The organism is Actinomadura madurae, from assembly GCF_047130825.1.
GTDB lineage: Bacteria > Actinomycetota > Actinomycetes > Streptosporangiales > Streptosporangiaceae > Spirillospora > Spirillospora madurae.
In genome coordinates this window covers 9,772,961-9,791,696 of the sequence record NZ_CP083237.1, presented here as the reverse complement: position 1 = coordinate 9,791,696, position 18,736 = coordinate 9,772,961, and the positions used below count along the sequence as shown (strand labels likewise).

The window sequence follows — 18,736 nt, the reverse complement described above, 5'->3', positions numbered from 1 at the left end:
CGCGGTTAGGCCGAGGGCCCGCGGCGGCCTTCACTAGGGTCAACACGCTGGCGGGGCCGAGGTCCCCCGCTACCCGAGCCGGCCCCGCCAGCACCGGCTCTCCCGGCATCGGCTCCGTCGGCATCGGCTCCGTCGGCATCCGTCCGGGCCGCCGCGGTCAGCCGGCCCGCACGCCCTCCCGGACGCGCAGGGACGGGTCGCTCGCGGCCCGTTCCCTGAGCGTGTAGAGGGCGTCCGGGGAGAGCGGCATCGCGTCCACGCGGACGCCCTCCGCGTCCTCGACCGCCGACGCGATCACGGCCGACACCGGGATGACCCCCGCCTCCCCCGCGCCCTTGATGCCGAGCGGGTTCAGCGGCGACGGCGTCTCCAGATGGTCGGTCTCGATGCGCGGGATCTCCGTCGCGTACGGCATCAGGAAGTCCATGAAGGACGCGTTCAGGAGCTGCCCCGACTCGTCGTAGGCCATCCGCTCGTACAGCGCGCCGCCGATGCCCTGCGCCACGCCGCCGTGGATCTGCCCCTCCACCACCATCGGGTTGATGAGCCGCCCGCAGTCGTGCACGACCGCGTACCGCAGGACCGCGATCTCCGCGGTGTCCGGGTCGACCTCCACGATCGCGGCGTGCGCGCCGGCCGCGAAGGTCGACCGCACCGGCGAGTAGTAGTCGCGTCCCTCCAGGCCGGGCTCGTCCCCCTCCGCGACCGGCGGCTCGGTGACCGGGCGGCCCACCGCGAACTGCGTCGCCGCCGCGGCCTCCTCGTCGAACGCGTACCGCAGCGGGTTCGACAGCACCGCGACCGTCCGCAGCGGGACGGCCGCCGACGGGTCGCCGCGGACGTGCACGACACCGTCGGTGATGTCCAGGTCGTCCGGGTCGGCCTCCAGGGCCTCGCCCGCGATGCGCAGCGCCTTGGCGCGCACCTTCCGGGCGGCCAGCGCGATCGCGTTGCCGCTCATCACGGCGGCGCGGGACGCGAACGTCCCGACCGCGTACCCGAACCGGCGCGTGTCGCCCGTCGTCACCCGCACGTCCTCGATCGGGACGCCGAGCTCCGCCGCGGCGATCTGCGCGAACACCGTCTCGTGCCCCTGGCCCTGCGAGGTCAGCCCGGTCGACACGTGCACCCGCCCGGCGGTGTCGACCTCGACGTGGCCGCCCTCGTACGGCCCGACGCCCGTCCCCTCCACGTAGACGCCGAGGCCGATGCCGAGCCGGCGGCCCCGGGCCGCGGCGGCGGCGCGCTCGGCCGCGAAGCCGTCCCAGCCGATCAGGTCGCGCGCCTTGCGGAGCAGCTCGGGGTAGTCGCCCGAGTCGTAGATCAGCGGGCGGCCGTCCTGGAACGTCAGGCCCTGGTCGTAGGGGAACTCCTCGGGCCGGATGAAGTTCGCCGCGCGCACGTCCGCGCGGTCGAGGCCGAGGTGGCGGGCGATGCGGTCCATCGTCCGCTCCATGCAGAACACGCCCTGCGGGCGGCCCGCGCCCCGGTACGGGGTGACGATCAGGGTGTTGGTGTAGAGGCTGACGACCTCCGCCCGGTACGCGCCGATCTTGTACGGGCCGAGGAGCTGGGTGGACGTGACGATCGGGATGATGATCCCGTACGGGGTGTAGGCGCCGTGGTCGTGCAGGATCCGCACGTCCAGGCCGAGGACGCGGCCGTCGTCGTCGAACCCGACCCGCACCCGCTGCAGCTGGCCGCGCTCGTGCGCGGCCGACACGAAGTGCTCGCGGCGGTCCTCGGTCCACTTCAGCTCGCGGTCCAGCAGCCGCGCCGCCCAGGGGACGAGCACCTCCTCCGGCCACGGGTGCACGATCTTCACGCCGAACCCGCCGCCGACGTCCGGCGCGATCACCTCGACCTTGCCGTTCGGCAGCCCGAGCCGCGCGGCGATCGCCGCCCGCACGCTCGTGGACGCCTGCGTGGAGGAGTACACGCGCAGCGACCCGTCGTCGGCGTCCCACCGGGCGTAGACGCCGCGCCCCTCCAGCGGCATGGACGCGCTGCGCTCGATCGCCAGGCCGAACTCCAGCACGTGCGGCGCGGCATCGATCGCGGCGCTGGCGTCGCCGGTCTCCTGGACGAGGACGGCCCCCACATTGCCGGGCACGTCGCCGTGGACGAGATGCTCCGCCCGCTCGGCCGCCTCGATGCCGACGACGGCGGGCAGCGGCTCGTACTCCACGCGGACGCGCTCGGCGGCGTCCTCGGCCAGGTACCGGTCGCGGGCGACGACCATCGCGACGGGCTCGCCGACGTGCCGGACGACGTCGCGGGCCAGCGGATACCCGGTGCGGCCGTGGGTCAGCGACGGATGCGGGATGAGCAGCGGCAGCGGCTCCCCGACCCGCCCGGGCAGGTCCTCCCAGGTGTAGATGGCGACGAGTCCGTCGACGTCCAGCGCCTCCGACACGTCGATGTCGGCGATCCGGGCGTGCGCGTGCGGCGACCGCACGAAGGCCGCGGCCAGGGCGTCCTGCCCGAGGTCGTCCAGGTACCGGCCGCGGCCGGTGAGGAGCCTGCCGTCCTCGCGGCGCCTGACCGGTTCGCCGAACACGCGGGTGCCCATCACGACTCCTCAGCAGTCTCCCGGCGAGGGGGCGCCCCCTCGCCTCCCCCGGACTCGTCGAGCAGGTCGGCGGCGCGGTGCACCGACTTGACGATGTTCTGGTAGCCGGTGCAGCGGCACAGGTTCCCCGAGATCCCCTCAAGGACCTGGTCGTCGGTCGGACGCGGGGTCTCCCGCAGCAGCGCCGTGACCGTGCAGAGGAACCCGGGCGTGCAGAAGCCGCACTGCAGGCCGTGGCATTCGCGGAAGGCCCGCTGCACCGGCGACGGCGTCCCGTCCGGGGCCGCGAGCCCCTCCACGGTGGTGACCTCGTGGCCGGACGCGGTGACGGCGAACATCAGGCACGACCGCACCGGCTCCCCGTCGAGCAGGACGGTGCAGCAGCCGCAGACTCCGTGCTCGCAGCCGACGTGCGTGCCGGTGAGCCCGAGGTCGTGCCGGAGCAGGTCCGACAGCAGCCGCCGCGCCGGGACCCGTGCGGCGCGGTGCGTCCCGTTGACGGTCAGCGCGACCTCGAAGCCCTCCTCCATCAGTCCCCCGCCTTCCGCAGCGCCTCGGCGGCCGCCGCGCTCAGGGCGCGCTCGGTGAGCACGCCGGTCAGGTGCCGCCGGTACGCGGCGCCCGCGTGGATGTCGGGCTCCGGGTCGATCCGCTCCCGGACGTGGGCGGCGGCGGCCGCCCAGTCGCCGCCCGGCCCCGCGGCGCCGGCCAGGTCGAGCACGAGCGGCGTCGCGGCGATGCCGAGGTAGCCGGCGCGGGCCTCGCGGACCCGCAGGTCCTCGTCCAGGCCGACGACGGCGGCGACGCCGGACAGCGCGTAGTCGCCGTGCCGCCGGGCCGTCTCGGCGAACGCGGTGCCGGTGCGGGGCGGCGCGGCCGGGAAGAACGCGGCCACGGCCAGCTCGCCCGGTTCGAGCGCCGACTCCAGCGGGCCGCGGAAGAACGCGGCGGCCGGGATCGTGCGGCGCCCCCGCGCCGACACGGCCTCGACCGTCCCGCCGAGGACGGCGAGCACGGCGGGCAGCTCGGCGGCCGGGTCGGCGTGCGCGAGGCTGCCGACGACCGTCCCCCGGTTCCGGATCACCGGGTGCGCGACGTGCCGGAGCGCCTGCCCGAGGAGCGGCTGGACGGCGGCGGCCTCCGCGGAGCGCTCCACCCGGGCGTGCCGGGCGAGCGCGCCGACCCGCACGCCGCCGTCCCCGACGTGGACGGTGTCGAGGTCGGCGACGCGGTTGATGTCGACCAGGTCGGACGGCGCCGCGAGCCGCATGTTGAGCAGCGGGATGAGGCTCTGGCCGCCCGCGAGGACCTTGCCGCCCGGCGCGGCGGCCAGCGCGTCCAGCGCCTCGGCGAGGGTGGCGGGCGCGTGGTAGCCGAACGGGGGCGGCTTCACCGGGTCGGGCCGCCGATCTCCGTCTCCGACGGCGCGATGATGCCGCCGCCCGAGTCGTCCGGTCCGCGCAGCGCGTTCAGGACGTGGTAGCCGAGCAGGACGGCGATGGTGCCGAGCGCGATGCCCTGCAGCGGGAAGTCGTCGGTGATCTGCAGTGTCACGTTCCCGATCGCCAGGATGACCGCCGCCGCCACCGGGACGAGGTTGACCGGGTCGCCGAAGTCGACGCGGTTCTCGACCCAGATCTTCGCGCCGAGCAGGCCGATCATGCCGTAGAGGACGACGGTGATGCCGCCGAGCACGCCGCCCGGGGTCGCGGCGACGAGCGCGCCGAACTTCGGGCACAGCCCGAACAGGACCGCCACGAGCGCGGCGAAGTAGTAGGCGGCCGTCGAGTAGATCCGGGTCGCGGCCATGACGCCGATGTTCTCGGCGTAGGTGGTGGTGGGCGAGCCGCCGACGGAGGTGGCGAGGGCGGTGCCGACGCCGTCCGCGGCGATGGCCCGGCCGAGGACGGGGTCCAGGTCGTCGCGCGTCATCGCCGCGACGGCCTTGACGTGCCCGGTGTTCTCGGCGATCAGCGCGATGACGGCGGGCAGCGCCAGCAGGACCGCCGAGGTCTTGAAGTCGGGCGAGTGCAGGCTCGGGAAGCCGAACCAGTCGGCGGCCTTCACGCTGGTGAAGTCGACCCGGTCGTGCGGGAACGCGGTGGCGACGCAGTACGGGCCCTCGGCGGTGCACGCCCTGCCCGTCCCGTCCAGCAGGTTCTGCCCCGGCAGCGCCGAGGTGATCTTGCCGGCGGTCTGGTCGAGGACCCAGGAGAGCGCGAAGCCGAACACCAGCGCCAGCAGGATCGTGATGCGCGCCCAGAAGCCGCGCAGCAGCACCGCGCACAGCACCGCGAAGCCCAGCGTCGCCAGCGCGACCCACTGGTCCTGCGGCCAGTAGACCGTGGCGACCACCGGGGCCAGGTTGAATCCGATCAGCATCACCACGGCGCCGGTCACGACCGGCGGGAACACCCGGTGGATGAGGTCCCCGCCCACGAAGTGGATCAGGACGCCGACCGCGGCGAGGACCAGGCCGGAGACGAGGATCGCCCCGGTCACGGTCGCGCTGTCGCCGCCCGCCGCGCGGATCGCCGCGACCGCGCCGACGAACGAGGCGCTCGTGCCGAGGTAGCTCGGCACCCGGCCGCCCACGATCAGCAGGAACAGGATCGTCGCGACCCCGGACATCATGATCGCGAGGTTCGGGTCCAGGCCCATCACGACGGGGAACACGAACGTCGCCCCGAACATCGCCACCACGTGCTGGGCGCCGATGCCCGCGGTGCGCGGCCACGACAGCCGCTCGTCCGGCCTCACGACCTCCCCGGGCGGCGGCGTGCGTCCGTCGCCGTGCAGCTTCCAGCCGGTCACCATCGGGGTCCTCCTGCTCGGCCGACCGCGTTCATGCGGGCAAGGTAGATCTACCCCGATGGGCGGGCATCGGCGACATCTGCCAAAGCCCGGGCCCAGGATTGGGAGGACGGGCCGGTGCGCCGGCGCGTCATCCGGATATCACCCCGGTGATGAGACTACTCTCAGATACCGCGCATGCGCAGCACGTGCAGGGCGAGGGTGAGGTTGAGCCGGAGATGCGCGTCCTCGGTGAACGCCCCGAGCATCCGCTCCAGCTTCCCGATGCGGTACCGCAGCGTGTTGTAGTGGAAGTGGAGCCGGCGTGCGGTCTCGGCGACGTTGAGGTTGGTCTCCAGCAGCACCTGCAGCGTGCGGCGCAGGTCGACCAGCTCGGGCTCGTCGTCGGTGGCCAGGTCGCCGAGCGTCTCCCGGACGAACGCGTGCAGCTCGTCCGGGTCGGAGACGAGGCTCAGCAGCCGGTACACGCCGAGCTGGTCGAAGTGCGCCCGCGCGCCCGCGCCGTTCAGCTGGCGCCCGACCCGGACGGCCTTCACCGCCTGCTCGTACGCCTCCGGCAGGTCGGCCGGGGACGTCACCGTCCGGCTGATGCCGGTGGAGAACGTCCGGCGCACCGGCAGGTGCTCGGCGAAGATCGACGACGCCTCCTTGACCATCGCCTGGACCGGTCCCGTGGTCAGCTCGGCGGGGTCGTCCCCGTCTGCGCCGACGACCGCGACGACCTCGTGCGCAAAGCTCGCGACGGCCGCGCCGCGGTCGTGCCGGCGGACGGCCGTCGTCCACGCGGCGGCGAGCCGCTCCTGCGCGGTCCGCTCCTCGACGCCGCGGACGCCGCGCGCGCCGCCGTCCGGCTCGGCCGCCTTGCCGCGCGCCTTCCCGTCGGGCTCGGGGGCGGCGGCGCCGCGCGGCCGGCCGTCGAGCTCGGCGACGACGACCATCACCGGGCGGTCCAGGTCCCAGCCGAACCCGCCGCAGTGCGCGATGACCCGGTCGTCCTCGCCGGCGCGGCCCGCGAGGACGTCGCGCAGGAAGTCGGCGCGGTACTTGCTCTCCACCGCGGCGACGGCCTGCTGCTTGGTCACCACGAGCGCCGCGACGGTCGCGGCGCGCTCCAGGATGCCGAGGTCGGTGCCGCGCAGCGTGCCGCCGGGGCTGAACGCGACGATGCGGCCGTGGTCGAATCCGCCGGCCATCACGGGCACGACGAGATGGTCGCCGGTGCCGTGCGCGCCGATGATGCCGCAGCCGCCGCGCCCGCACGCCGCGTGCCGGCCGGCGTCGAACGCGCGCATCGCCTGGACGTGCTCCTCCGGCCCGGCGCCGGCGAGCACCCGCTGCTCGCCGTCCAGCACCACGACCGCCACGTCCAGCAGGGACGCGACCTCGTCCACGACCTCCTGGAGGCCGCCGCCGCACAGCACGATCTGCACGAGCGCCCGGTGCACCTCCTCGGTGCGGGCGAGGACGGCCGCCTGCCGGTTCAGGATGTCGGTGAGGACCTGGTTCAGGATGTCGTCGAAGCCGACGTCGTTGGGGAGCAGGATCAGCGGGAAGCCGCGGCGGTCGGCCTGCGCGATCATCTCGGCGGGGAGCGAGTCCAGGTAGCGGCCCAGTTTGATGGCCAGGGCCGCGAGGCCGCGCTCGTCCAGGTCGGCGACCAGGTTGTCGAGCGACTGGGGGGTGTTGCGGAGGGGGTAGCCGGTGGTGAGGAGCAGCTCGTTCGGTTTGACCCACGACAGGATGTCGGGGACCTCCATCACGTTGAGCCGCTGGACGACGCGTTCGAGGCCGGACCGTCCGGCGATGAGGCGGGCGCCGTTCAGGGTGCTGACGCCGAGGACCTCGCCGACCGACAGGCCATAGGTCAGGGTTCCGGTACTCGCGAGCCGGAGGGCCGGTGGGCCCGGGTCCGCGCTGGTGTAACTCATGCCAGGGGTCACCTCGCCTTTTGGAGCGTACATCGCCCGTTACGGCGAGATCGCTACCTGTTCCTGATCAACACTGACAACAAAGACGAACGATGACAACCATCCTTGGCAGCTTTATCCATACGTCCCATGCGAGGGCCGTTCTACCGTCGTCGCGGAGGCCGGGCCGCCCGCGCGCCGGGCGGCCGCCGACACCGGCCTCGGGAGGATCAGTGACCGCACTCGTCCGCGACCCGGTCCGGCTCGCGGCCCGGCCGGGCCGGCGCCCGCCCACCGCGGGCGCCGCGAGCCTCGCGCTGCGGCCGCTGCTGGACCCGCCGCGCCGCGCGGCCCGCGTCATCGCCGTCTTCCCGGCGGCGCTGTACCTGGAGATGCGGGGCGGGCCCGAGCCGCGCGTGCTCGCCGTCGTCACCTCCGACGCCGGCCGGCTGCCGAACGCGGTGGTGATCGTCGCCACCCGCCGCGACCATCCGTTCCGGTCCGTCCGCGAGGGCGGGGACGCGTTCGTCGGGGACGGCCGGGTGGAGGCGGACGGCCTGAACGTGCGGATCCGCCGCTGGTGGGACCCGTCGCCGGCGCTCGGCGCCATGCAGCCGGCGGCGCTGGCGCGCGGGGTGCGGGCGCTGGAGGGGGAGCTGGCCGCCGCGGGGGCGCTCACCGCCGCGGGGACGGCGGGCGGTGGGCTCGCGGGGCATCCCGATCCGGCGGCGCTGGCCGAGGCCTGCGCGGCGGGCGACCTGGCGGGCGCGGTCGAGGCGGCGGAGCGGATCGTGGGGCTCGGCCCCGGGCTGACGCCGAGCGGCGACGACATCCTGTGCGGGCTGCTGGTCGCGCTGCGGCTGGTCGGCGACGCGGTCCGGCACGGCGGGACGGCGGTGCGGCTCGCCGACTGGCTCGGCGCCGCCGTCACCGCGGACGCGGGCACCCGCACGACGGCGCTGGCGGCGACGCTGCTGCACTGCGCGGCGGGGGGCGACGCGGGCGCGGAGGTGACGGCGGTCCTGCGCTGCGTCGCGGGCCACGAGCCGGCGTCCGCGGCCGTCCGCCGCCTGCTCGCGGTGGGGCACACGTCGGGCGCCGACCTGGCGCACGGCGTCCTCACGGGTTGCCGCGCCGTCCTCGCGCTCACGGCCCCGGCTGCCCGTCGTGGTTCAAGGGTCACAGCATGAGCGCAGCGAACCGGGGGGTGTGGGGGGTCGTCCCCCACAGGAGGTGCGTGTGAACGAATCGGTCGAGGTGCGGCGGGGGCGCTACCACGATTCGGTCACGCTCATGCGGGTGAGCCGGCTGCTGTCGGAGCGGCCGGGGGTCGCGGCGGCGATGGTGGCGATGGGCACCGGGCTGAACCGCGAGATGTTCGGCCGGATGGGGTTCGAGGTGCCGGGCGAGGCCGGGCCGGACGACCTGGTGGTGGCGATCCGGGTCGAGGACGGCGGTCTGGACGAGGCGCGGGAGGCGCTGGACGGGCTGCTGCGGGAGGCGGCGCGCCCGCCGTCCGGGGGCGGGGTGCTCGGGGCGCCGGAGCCGGCCCGGACGACGGGGTCGGCGGCGGCCCGGACGGAGGCGACGGTGGCGCTGCTGTCGGTGCCGGGGCCGCAGGTGTTCCCGGAGGCGATGGACGCGCTGGACGCCGGTCTCAACGTGATGATCTTCAGTGACAACGTGCCGCTCGCCCAGGAGATCACGCTGAAGGAGGCGGCGGCGCGGCGCGGGCTGATCGTGATGGGCCCGGACTGCGGGACGGCGGTGATCGGCGGCGCGGGCCTGGGGTTCGCGAACGCGGTGCGGCCGGGGCCGGTGGGCGTGGTCGCGGCGTCCGGGACGGGCGCGCAGCAGCTGATGTGCCTGCTGGACGCGGCGGGAGCCGGCGTGAGCCACGTACTGGGCGTCGGCGGGCGGGACCTGTCGCCGGAGGTGAGCGGCCGGTCGGCGCTGTCCGCGCTGGCGGCGCTGGACGCCGACCCGGGCACCGAGCTGATCGTGCTGGTGTCCAAGCCGCCGGCGCCGCAGGTGCTGGACCTGATCCGGGAGGCGGCGCGGCGGCTGGACACGCCGGTGCTGTTCGCGCTGCCGGTGCCCGGCGAGAACGACCTGACGCGGGCGGCCGAGGAGGTCCTCGCGGCGCTCGGCCGGGCCGTGCCGGAGTGGCCGCGCTGGACGTCGTCGCGGCGCCCGGCGCGGGCGCGCGGGCGGGCGCTGCGCGGGCTGTTCGCGGGCGGGACGCTGCGCGACGAGGCGGAGATGATCGCGCGGGACCTGCTGGGGTGGGAGCAGCTGGAGGCGCGCGGCCACCGGTTCACCGACTTCGGCGACGACGCCTACACGCGGGGCCGCGCGCACCCGATGATCGACCCGACGCTGCGGCTGGAGGCGCTGCGGGGCGAGGCCGCCGACCCGGCGTGCGGCGTGCTGCTCCTGGACGTGGTGCTCGGGCACGGCGCCGAGCCCGACCCGGCCGCGCTGCTCGCCCCGGCGGTCGCCGAGGCGGTGAAGGAGCGTCCGGACCTCGCGGTCGTGGTGTCGCTGTGCGGGACGCCGGCGGACCCGCAGGGCCGCGACGGGCAGGCCGCCGCCCTGCGCGACGCGGGCGCCGACGTGTTCGCGTCGAACGCCCAGGCGACCCGGCACGCCTTGGCGAAGGTGGACGGGCAGGCGGCGGAAGGGGCGTCCGGATGAACGAGCGGCACCGGCTGGGCGGGCTGCTGACCCGCGATCCGCGGGTGGTGACGGCGGGGGTGGAGATCCTCGCGGACGCGCTCGCGGAGCAGGCCGTGCCGGTGGAGGCGGTCGACTGGCGGCCGCCGCCGGCCGGGACGGAGGCCGCGCTCGCCGCGGTCCTCGGGGCGCCCGGGCACGCCGAGGCCAACGCGCGCGCCGTCGGGCGGATGGTGACGGCGCGCCCGCACCTGGTGGACGTCCGCCCGGCGAGCGAGGTGCTCGGCCTGGAGAAGGGGACGTTCCTGCACGCGGGCCCGCCGCTGGACTGGGACCGGGCGTCCGGGCCGATGCGCGGCGCGCTCGTCGGCGCGATGCTCCTCGAAGGGCTCGCCGAGACGCCGCTCGGCGCGCGGCGGGAGCTGGAGCGCGGCGCGGCCGCGTTCGAGCCGTGCCACCACCACGCCGCGGTGGGGCCGATGGCGGGGGTCGTCAGCCCGTCCATGTGGATGTTCGTGGTCGAGGACGCCGAGCACGGCGGGACGGCGTACTGCTCGCTCAACGAGGGGCTCGGGAAGGTCCTGCGGTACGGGGCGTACGGCCCGGAGGTGATCGAGCGGCTGACGTGGATGGGCGAGGTGCTCGGCCCGGCGCTGCGGTCGGCCGTCCGGCGGCACGGGCCGCTGGACCTGATCTCCCTCATCGCGCAGGCCCTGCAGATGGGCGACGAGCTGCACAACCGGAACCGGGCGGCGACGTCGCTGCTGCTGCGCGCGCTGGCGCCCGCGCTCGCGGCGGCCGAGGACGTGCCCCGCGACCGGGCCGCCGAGGTGCTGCGGTTCGCGGCGGGCAACGACCACTTCTTCCTGAACGCGGGGATGGCGGCGGCGAAGGCGTGCGCGGACGCGGCCCGCGACGTCCCCGGGTCCAGCCTGGTCGTGGCGATGGCCCGCAACGGCACCGACTTCGGCGTCCAGGTGTCGGGGACGGGCGACCGCTGGTTCACCGGACCGGCCGGCGTGCCGGACGGCCTGTACCTCGGCGGCTACGGCCCGGACGACGCCAACCCCGACATCGGCGACTCGGCGATCACCGAGACGGCCGGGATGGGCGGCTTCGCGCTCGCCGCGGCGCCGGCGATCGTCCGGTTCGTCGGCGGCGAGGTGCCGGACGCGGTCGCCGCCACCCAGCGGATGTACGAGATCACCCTCGCCGAGCATCCGGCGCTGCAGATCCCGCTGCTGTCGTTCCGCGGCACTCCCGCCGGGGTGGACGTCACCCGCGTCGTGCGCACCGGGATCCTGCCCGTCATCGACACCGGCATCGCGGGGAGGGAGGCCGGGACGGGCCAGGTCGGCGCGGGCCTCGTCGAGCCGCCGGCGGGCGTGTTCACCGACGCCCTGCACGCCCTCGCGGAGATCGCGTAGCCGCCCCGGCACGGGGTAGCGTCCGGGGCATGAGCGAGTCGATCACCGGGGAGCAGTACGCCCTCAGCGCCGGGCCCTACCAGGCCGTCATCACCGAGTCGGGCGCGAGCCTGCGCGAGCTGACGCACGAGGGGCGCCCGCTGGTGCTGTCGCACGGCGCCGACGAGCCGGCGCCGGCCGCGTTCGGGCACCTGCTGGTCCCCTGGCCGAACCGGATCGACCGCGGCCGCTACACCTACGGCGGGACCGAGCACCAGCTGGACCTGTCCGAACCGGCCCGCGACAACGCGATCCACGGCCTCGCCCGCTGGGCGCCCTGGACGGCCGCCGAGCACGCGCCGGACCGGGTGCGGCTCACCCACCGCCTCCTCGGCACGGCCGGCTACCCGTTCCGCCTCGATCTGGAGGCCGAGTACGCCCTGGACGCCGCCGAGGGCCTCCGCGTCCGGATGACCGCCCGCAACACCGGGACGCGGACCGCCCCCTACGGCCACGGCGCCCACCCCTACCTCACGGTCGGCGAGCCGATCGACGCCTGCGCGGTCACGCTCGGCGCCGACCGGTACCAGCCGGTGGACGAGCGGATGATCCCGTCCGGGCCGTCCCTCGACGTCACCGGCACCCGGTACGACCTGCGCAAGGGGCCGGTGCTCAGCGACCGGCGGATCGACTCGGCGTTCACCGGGCTGAACCGGGACGGCGCCGGCCGCGTCTGGGTCACCCTGGCCGGAGCCGAACGGACTGTACGGCTGTGGGCGGACGAGGCGCACCCGTGGATGATGATCTTCACCGCCGACACCACCCCCGATCCCCGCCGGGGCCTCGGCGTCGAGCCGATGACGTGCCCGCCCAACGCCTTCGCCTCCGGCGAGGGCGTCGTGGACCTCGAACCCGGCGCCCGGTTCGACGGCACCTGGGGCATTCAAGCGTCCTGACGCTCCGGCTCGGGTTCGCGGACGCCGAGCGCCCCGTAGACGCGCGTCACCGCGGCCGGCGACAGCGCGGAGGTCTCCGGCCTGCCGGTGCGGAGGTAGGGGCTCTGGCTCTCGTCGATCAGTTCCCTGACGACCTCGGGCTGCCGGCCGTCCCACCCGGTGACGGCGCGGGCGACGGCCGCCGCGGCGCCGCGCGACGCCAGCGCGGCGACGAGCAGATGCTCGATGCAGATGACGCGGTGGCGCGCGTCCGCGGCCGTCCCGGCGGCCGCGGACAGCAGGTCGAGAACGTCCGAGCCGACGTCGACCGTCCCGCCGGGGGCCGCCCGCCGCCACGGCCGCCGCGGCACCCGGCGCAGGAGGCGGGCGAGGAAGCAGAGGACCGTGAGCGTCCGGACGACCAGCCTCCGCACCAGCGGCAGGGCGTCCTCGAAACCGTAGGCGGCGAGTTCCAGGAGAACGTCCCACGCCGTGACCGACGGACGCCCCGCCGCTGCGGCCCCGGTGGCCGCTTCGTCCAGATCCCGGACGAGGTCGCGGTCGACTTCCGCGCGGCCGGCGGGCCGGGCCACGAGCCGCCCGGTGTCGCCGAACGCGCCCATCGCCATGTGGCCGGCCCAGTGGAGCGGCAGGCCGGACTCACCGCCGCTCTCCCGCCACCGGCCGAGCCGTCCGGTCTGGACCGTGCGCAGCGCGTCCACCAGGTCGTGGCCGGCGAGCAGATGCCTGGTGAGCACCCTGTCGATACCGCCTTCGTCCGGTGTCGGGTAGCCGGTCACGATCAGCCGGTCGGCGCCGGCCCACAGCATCGCGGGTCCGAGGACGAGCCACTCCCCCTCCGCGGCCTGGCGCAGGTCGGCGCTCTCGCACGCCAGGAGCAGCACCTGGCGGGGGATGCGCACGGCGGGGCCGTCGATGAGCCGGCCCGCGGTGAGGATCTCCGGCGTTCCCCGCCCCTCGATGGGCGGGCAGAGCAGGAGCCCTCCGCTGAGCGGCGTCCCGTTCCCCGGATGCGTGTGGCAGGCGAAGACCGCGCTCGACTCGGCCGGGACCTCCTCCAGCAGGCGCGCGAAACCGTCCACGTCGACGGCGCTCTTCTGCGACACCACCGTCGCGCCGGACGGCATCAGCCCGGCCAGGCTCGCCGCCTGGTCGAGCCTGGCGTCCGGGGCGGCGAACGCGCCGCCGGGGTCGAGCACGGCCAGCGCGACCGGCGCGGTGTCCGTACGCCGCTCCCGCCGGGCGATCGCGGCCAGCAGCGCGGCCGGCGGCGCGATCGCGAGCCGGCACCGCTCGACCAGCCGGAGGTCCCGGTCGTCGTCGGGAAGGGCGACGAGCGGCCACGGCACGCCGGCCAGCGCCTGCGCGGGCGCGATCGCCAGCCGGAGGTCGTCCGGCCCGGCCAGCTCCTCCCGCAGCCGGGGCGGCAGCAGCCGGCCGAGGCTGCGCGCCAGGTCCAGTTCGGCGTGCGGCGGGCCGCACAGCGGGCCGTCGAGCACCCGTGCCGCGCGCTGGGCGCCGGTCTCGCCGGAATGGGGCAGCGGCAGCGCGTCGTGGAGCCGGGCGAGCGCGCCGCCGAGGCCGGTGCCGGGCCCGCGGTCGAGGACGCCGCCGGTCACCGGGCCGTCGGGCGGGACCAGGGCCCAGAAGACGCGGTCGGCGGTCGACCAGGTGCTCCACCACCACGTCCCCGCGCCGAGCGCGGCCGCCGCGAGGTCCTCCAGGTCGTGGACGGGCGGCCGCTCGCCGGGCCGGTACCAGGACGCCGCCTCCAGCCGCGAGACACCGCGCATCCTGATGAACGGTGCCGGCGTGTCCGCGGCGCCCGCCGCGTCCTCGTGCTCCCCGGGACCGAGTTGCAGCCGCGCCGACTCGATCAGCTCGGCCAGCGTGTCCCAGTCCTGCCCGGCGGCGGCCTGGACCATGGCCCGGTCCATGGTGTCGCTGACGGCACGCCACCACAGCCGCCGCTCCTCCAGGTCGCGGACCCGGTGCCGGTTCCAGTGCAGCACGGCGAGCGCCTCGATCCTGTGGTCCAGGGCGCTCAACCGCTCTCCGGTCGCCTCATGGTGATCCGCCAGCTCGTTGAGGAAGGCCGCGGCCTCCATCGGCCGGTTGGCCCGGAGCAGCAGCCGGGAGGTGTCCAGTTCGGAGTGCGGGACGATGTCGCCGAAGGACGGGGCCCGCGTGTCCATCTCGACGACCTGGATCAGGGCGATCGCGCGGAGCGACTCGAGGTTGAGGTCCCGCACCGGGTCGATGAGGCTGAACTCGCGGATCCGCCCGTCCTCCGCCTTCTCGATGAGGACGTACGCCGCCGCCGCGAGGTACCAGGCCAGCTTGGGGTCGGACGGCCGCTGCGCCTCGGCGACCAGCCGGAGCATGGTCGCGACGCCCGGCACGTCCGGACCGCGCACGGTCGCGGGCATCCGGCGCGCGATGGCCGCCGCCAGCTTGAGGGCCGGGGCCTCGCGGCAGAGCAGCCGCCCGTGCGCCAGGACCTGCTGGTCGTGCAGGACGCGCCAGGCCCCCGACCGCCCGCGTGGCGCCGGAGCCGCCTCCAGGGCGGACCGGGCCGCGGCGAGGTTCTCGAGCTCCAGCTCGGCGAGCCCGGTGACGAGGGCCTTGACGGGCGCCAGCTCCCCGCGGAGGCCGCGCACGGCCGCCTTGGCGTCGCCCGGCTGCGCGGCACCGAGCAGCGCCCAGCCGTGCAGTCCCGCGAGGACGGGGGGAAGCGGGGCGGGCGCCTCCGCCAGCAGCCGCACCGCGGTCACCGGCCGCCCGGCGCGCAGCGTCCGGCGGACGCGCCGCTCCAGCGCCCGCAGGCCGCCCGCTCCGCCGGGGATCCGCGGCACCGGGACGGGGCTCGCCGGGGGCCGCTCCGTCATGATGATCAGGACGCGGGCGAGCGTCCCCGCCGCCGCGGCCGCCGGGACCGGCCACAGCGGGCCGCCGAGGAGCGCCGCCACCGCCAAGGGCACGACCGCGAACCCGGACGACCGGCCCGCGATCAGCAGGACGGGCAGCGCGTACAGCGGCCAGAGGTCCGTCACCTGCGCCGCGAGCACGGCCACCGGTACCGCCGCGACGACCGCCACGACCAGCCGGCGCCACGCGCGCCGCGTGGAGAACGTCTCCGGCACCGAGGCCAGGCAGGCGATCTCCAGCGGGATGGAGTCCGGTCTCTCGCCGAAGAAGCGGTGGCGGCGGGCCACCAGCGCCTCGGTGCCCGCGCCGACCGCCTGGAGCGCCACGAGCAGCACGAGGAACGTCGCCGCGGCCGCCGGCTCGCCCAGCAGGCATGCCAGCACGAGCCAGCAGCCCGGCAGAGGCCAGCGGGTGCGCAGCTGCCACGGGCCCACCGGGTCGACGAGATACGGACGCGGTTCGCGGGAGTCCCTGGACGACAGCAGCGCCAGCGGAGCCAGGAGCCAGGCCGGTCCGCCGGTCGTCGCGAGCAGCACCCCCGCGGCACCGAAACGGAGCAGGAGGTGGACGCGCGTGCCGATCCGGAAGATCCGCTTCCCCCGCGAGATGCGGTAGATCCCCGGCAGCTCGTCCCCGTCCTCCTCGTCCTGGATCTCCCCTTCGAGGCGGAGCAGGTGCTGGTTCAGGATCTCCCCGGGATCCTCCAGTGTCCCCAGCCCGAACGCCGCCGCGATCTCCTGTACCGCGGCGCCGCCCAGGCCGGACGTCAGGGCCAGGGCGACCGCGAGATGGGAGATGCCCGTGTGCTCGTGGCCGTAGACGCGGGCGGCCTCTCTCGCGACGGCGGTCACATGGGTGAGCTCGTACGGCGTGTAGGACGGTCCTGCCCGGCGCAGCGAGTCGACCTGCTCCGGCGGCAGCCGCGTCAGGACCCGCGTCCACTCGGTGGTGGCGATGACGTCGAGCGCCCGGATGATGCGGTCGCGCTCCCCCATCCGGATCGGCATGGAGTTCACGGCCGTGAGCAGCCGCAGCGCGGCCTCGTCCAGGGGCGGCAGCGAAGTGGGAACGGTTCCTCCTTTAGGAGCCCGTGGGAGCGGCCTGGGAGGCGGACCGGGCCCCGTCCTCGGCGGTCTGGGTCTCGTCCCCGTCGGTCCGGGACCCGTCCCCGGCGGGCCGGTCCGGCGGTGCGACGCGGCGCGGTTCGGGGAAGCTGACATGGATGGCGCCGATCATGGACCCGCGCAGCAGGACCCGCGCGGCGCGCGAGAGCGTGCGCTCGGCGTAGCCGGTGCCGCTCCAGGCGATCGGGCGCTGCAGGACCAGGTCCCGGCGGGCCGGGTCCTCGTCGATGGCGGCGTACCGCAGGTAGCCCTCGACCAGCCGCCCGTCGACCAGCTCGACGGCGAGGTAGGGGCGGCGGCCGGTGCGTGAGCGCGCGGTCACGGTGCGGGCGAACAGCGTCCCGGGCCTGATCTGGCCGACCCCGCTCCGGCTGAGCCGGCCCATGGCCACGCCGGCGGCGGCACAGGACAGCGCGCTCAGCGCCAGGGCCAGCGCGCCGGAGAGGACGGCGGCCCAGGCATGGGCGCGCAGTTCCCTTCCGCCGCCGAGCAGCATGTCGAGGGTCACCAGGCCCGGAACCGCCTGCGCCAGGCCAAGCACCACCAGGGACGCCGCGAACGACCCCAGCGCACCGGCGCAGAACAGCTCGACGATCTCCTCCGTCGCGGTGCGCTTCTCGGCGGGGACGCGGCGCCGGTACACCCGGTGGTAGGCGAATCCCGGGGCCAGGGCGACGATCAGGACGGCGAGGGCGATGGCGTTGCTAGGCATTTCCGGGCCTGTCCTGCGGAGGGGGCGCCTGCGTCACGGCCGGCGGGAGGAGCAGCTCGCCCGAGCCGTCCTCGTCGTCGAGCAGGGGCTCCTCCGCGTATGAGCGGAACCTCAGCTTCCGCTCGTTCTCGGGCTCGTCGTCGGGGATCTCGGGGACCAACGCGCGGCTCCTTCGCGTCGGCGGGGGGCGGGACGTTCCGTCCGAAGGGGCAGGCGCGCCGCCTTCAGGGGGAGCCGCGGCTTTAAGAAGCATCCCCGCTGGGCGACCGCCGTAGCGATCACGGACCGGATGTGGTCAGACCGGTTCCGCCCGCCGGGTCCGCGGGATGCGGCCGGGAGGGCGCAGTTTCGCCGAGCCGGTTCCCTCCCCCGCCGCACGTGAGGGATCATGTTCAGGTGAACCTCAGCGTCTCCTCGTACGACGATCTGTCCGCGCGCATCGCCGCCGTCCGCGACGCCCACGGCGAGCGCTTCCCCGGGGGCGCGGAAGGCCGCCAGCCGGTGCACACGGTGTACGTGCCGGCCGACCGGTTCTCCCGCTCGACGCCCGCCGACTTCGGCGCCGAGGCGCTGCGGCTGCTGAACACCCACACGCCGGGCGCCGGGTCGTTCGGCGCCGCGTTCGGGCTCGACCCCGAGCTCGCCGGGCCGGTCCGCGAGCGGGTCGCGGCGAAGCTCACCGCCGAGCCGGTCGAGGACGTGCGGATCGACTTCGAGGACGGCTACGGCGTGCGCGACGACACCGAGGAGGACGCGCACGTCGACCAGGTCGTCGAGGCCGTCGCCGCCGCGTACCAGGTGAAGGGCCTGCCGCACTACTGGGGGTTGCGGGTCAAGTCGTTCGCCGACGGCGGCCACGAGCGGGCGATGCGGACGCTGGACGGGTTCCTGACCGCGCTGCGCGACCGGCTCGGCCGGCTGCCGGGCGGGTTCACCATCACCTTCCCCAAGGTGATGTCGGTCGATCACGTCCGGCTGTTCGTGGAGTTCCTGGACCGGCTGGAGACCTCGCTCGGGCTCCCGCAGGGCATCCTGCGGTTCGAGATCCAGATCGAGACGCCGCAGGTGCTGCTCGACGACGAGGAGAACCGGGCCGGGCTCCAGTCGTTCGTCTCCGAGGCGAAGGGCCGGATCACCGCCGCCCACTTCGGCGTGTTCGACTACACCGCCGCGCTCGGGCTGCCGCCGCACGAGCAGCGGCTCGACCACCCGGCCTGCGACTTCGCCCGGCACATCATGCAGGTGTCGCTCGCGGGCACCGGCGTCCGGCTGTCGGACGGCTCGACGAACGTGATCCCCCGCAACGACGGACCGGACGAGGTCAACGCGACCTGGGCGGTGCACGCCGCGCACGTCCGGCACTCGCTCCGGCACGGCTTCTACCAGGGCTGGGACCTGCACCCCGCGCACCTGCCGAGCCGGTACGCGGCCGTGTACGCGTTCCACCTCGGCGGCGTCGACGACGTCATCGGGCGGGTCCGGGCCTGGCACGAGCAGGCGGCGGGGAACGCGAGCGGCGTCATGGACGAGCCCGCCACCATCAGGGCGCTCACCGCCCGCCTCCGCCGGGCGGTCGACTGCGGCGCGCTGGACGAGAGCGTCCTGCCCGCGTCCTGACCCGGTCCGCGCCCGCCCGCGGGC

At 75.6% G+C, this 18,736-nt stretch carries 13 protein-coding genes; 5 read left to right on the top strand and 8 right to left on the bottom strand.

Annotation, left to right across the window (positions count from 1 at the left end):
- Window positions 1-157: 157 nt before the first annotated feature.
- The 5 genes from cutA to K8Z49_RS45870 form a co-directional block, all read right to left on the bottom strand.
- Complete coding sequence (cutA, locus tag K8Z49_RS45890) at window positions 158-2,572, bottom strand: aerobic carbon-monoxide dehydrogenase large subunit (RefSeq protein WP_412517041.1); 2,415 nt, start codon at window positions 2,570-2,572, stop codon at window positions 158-160.
- Window positions 2,572-3,102 carry a (2Fe-2S)-binding protein gene (locus tag K8Z49_RS45885; protein WP_075019864.1) on the bottom strand — a complete coding sequence of 177 codons (531 nt, stop codon included), beginning with the start codon at window positions 3,100-3,102 and terminating at the stop codon, window positions 2,572-2,574. Before K8Z49_RS45885 ends, cutA begins: the two co-directional genes overlap by 1 nt.
- On the bottom strand, window positions 3,102-3,965 hold the full coding sequence (locus K8Z49_RS45880; RefSeq protein WP_021598897.1) for an FAD binding domain-containing protein: 864 nt from the start codon (window positions 3,963-3,965) through the stop codon (window positions 3,102-3,104). Before K8Z49_RS45880 ends, K8Z49_RS45885 begins: the two co-directional genes overlap by 1 nt.
- Window positions 3,962-5,389 (bottom strand): uracil-xanthine permease family protein, encoded by a 1,428-nt coding sequence (locus tag K8Z49_RS45875; protein WP_412517040.1) that lies wholly within the window; start codon window positions 5,387-5,389, stop codon window positions 3,962-3,964. Before K8Z49_RS45875 ends, K8Z49_RS45880 begins: the two co-directional genes overlap by 4 nt.
- 161 nt (window positions 5,390-5,550) lie before the next feature.
- Window positions 5,551-7,314, bottom strand: a complete 1,764-nt coding sequence (locus K8Z49_RS45870) for a PucR family transcriptional regulator (protein ID WP_075019862.1) — start codon at window positions 7,312-7,314, stop codon at window positions 5,551-5,553.
- A 212-nt stretch (window positions 7,315-7,526) separates the two neighbouring features.
- Between K8Z49_RS45870 and K8Z49_RS45865 the strand changes: the two genes are divergently transcribed.
- Genes K8Z49_RS45865 through K8Z49_RS45850 form a run of 4 tightly spaced genes read left to right on the top strand, consistent with a single transcriptional unit; the run spans window position 7,527 to window position 12,331 of the window.
- Window positions 7,527-8,483, top strand: coding sequence for a DUF2877 domain-containing protein (locus K8Z49_RS45865; RefSeq protein WP_075019861.1), 957 nt, complete (start codon window positions 7,527-7,529; stop codon window positions 8,481-8,483).
- A 49-nt stretch (window positions 8,484-8,532) separates the two neighbouring features.
- Window positions 8,533-9,990 carry an FdrA family protein gene (locus K8Z49_RS45860; RefSeq protein ID WP_412517039.1) on the top strand — a complete coding sequence of 486 codons (1,458 nt, stop codon included), beginning with the start codon at window positions 8,533-8,535 and terminating at the stop codon, window positions 9,988-9,990.
- Window positions 9,987-11,396: a DUF1116 domain-containing protein gene (locus K8Z49_RS45855; RefSeq protein WP_021599890.1), complete on the top strand. Its 1,410-nt coding sequence runs from the start codon at window positions 9,987-9,989 to the stop codon at window positions 11,394-11,396. Before K8Z49_RS45860 ends, K8Z49_RS45855 begins: the two co-directional genes overlap by 4 nt.
- A 29-nt stretch (window positions 11,397-11,425) precedes the next feature.
- The gene (locus K8Z49_RS45850; RefSeq protein WP_412517038.1) at window positions 11,426-12,331 is read left to right on the top strand and encodes an aldose 1-epimerase family protein; all 906 of its coding nucleotides are present in this window, start codon (window positions 11,426-11,428) and stop codon (window positions 12,329-12,331) included.
- On the opposite strand, the gene K8Z49_RS45845 is transcribed toward K8Z49_RS45850, so the two are convergent.
- The 3 genes from K8Z49_RS45845 to K8Z49_RS45835 form a co-directional block, all read right to left on the bottom strand.
- Window positions 12,319-16,266 (bottom strand): CHAT domain-containing protein, encoded by a 3,948-nt coding sequence (locus K8Z49_RS45845; RefSeq protein WP_412517037.1) that lies wholly within the window; start codon window positions 16,264-16,266, stop codon window positions 12,319-12,321. The two genes, K8Z49_RS45850 and K8Z49_RS45845, sit on opposite strands and share 13 nt — an antisense overlap.
- A gap of 73 nt (window positions 16,267-16,339) precedes the next feature.
- Entirely contained in the window at window positions 16,340-17,095 is a 756-nt protein-coding gene (locus K8Z49_RS45840) for a DUF6338 family protein (protein WP_021596093.1), read from the bottom strand.
- On the bottom strand, window positions 17,088-17,255 hold the full coding sequence (locus K8Z49_RS45835) for a hypothetical protein (RefSeq protein ID WP_021596094.1): 168 nt from the start codon (window positions 17,253-17,255) through the stop codon (window positions 17,088-17,090). The genes K8Z49_RS45840 and K8Z49_RS45835 overlap by 8 nt, the downstream gene beginning before the upstream one ends.
- Window positions 17,256-17,491: 236 nt before the next feature.
- Between K8Z49_RS45835 and K8Z49_RS45830 the strand changes: the two genes are divergently transcribed.
- Window positions 17,492-18,712 carry a DUF6986 family protein gene (locus K8Z49_RS45830; RefSeq protein WP_021596095.1) on the top strand — a complete coding sequence of 407 codons (1,221 nt, stop codon included), beginning with the start codon at window positions 17,492-17,494 and terminating at the stop codon, window positions 18,710-18,712.
- The last annotated feature ends 24 nt before the right edge of the window (window positions 18,713-18,736 follow it).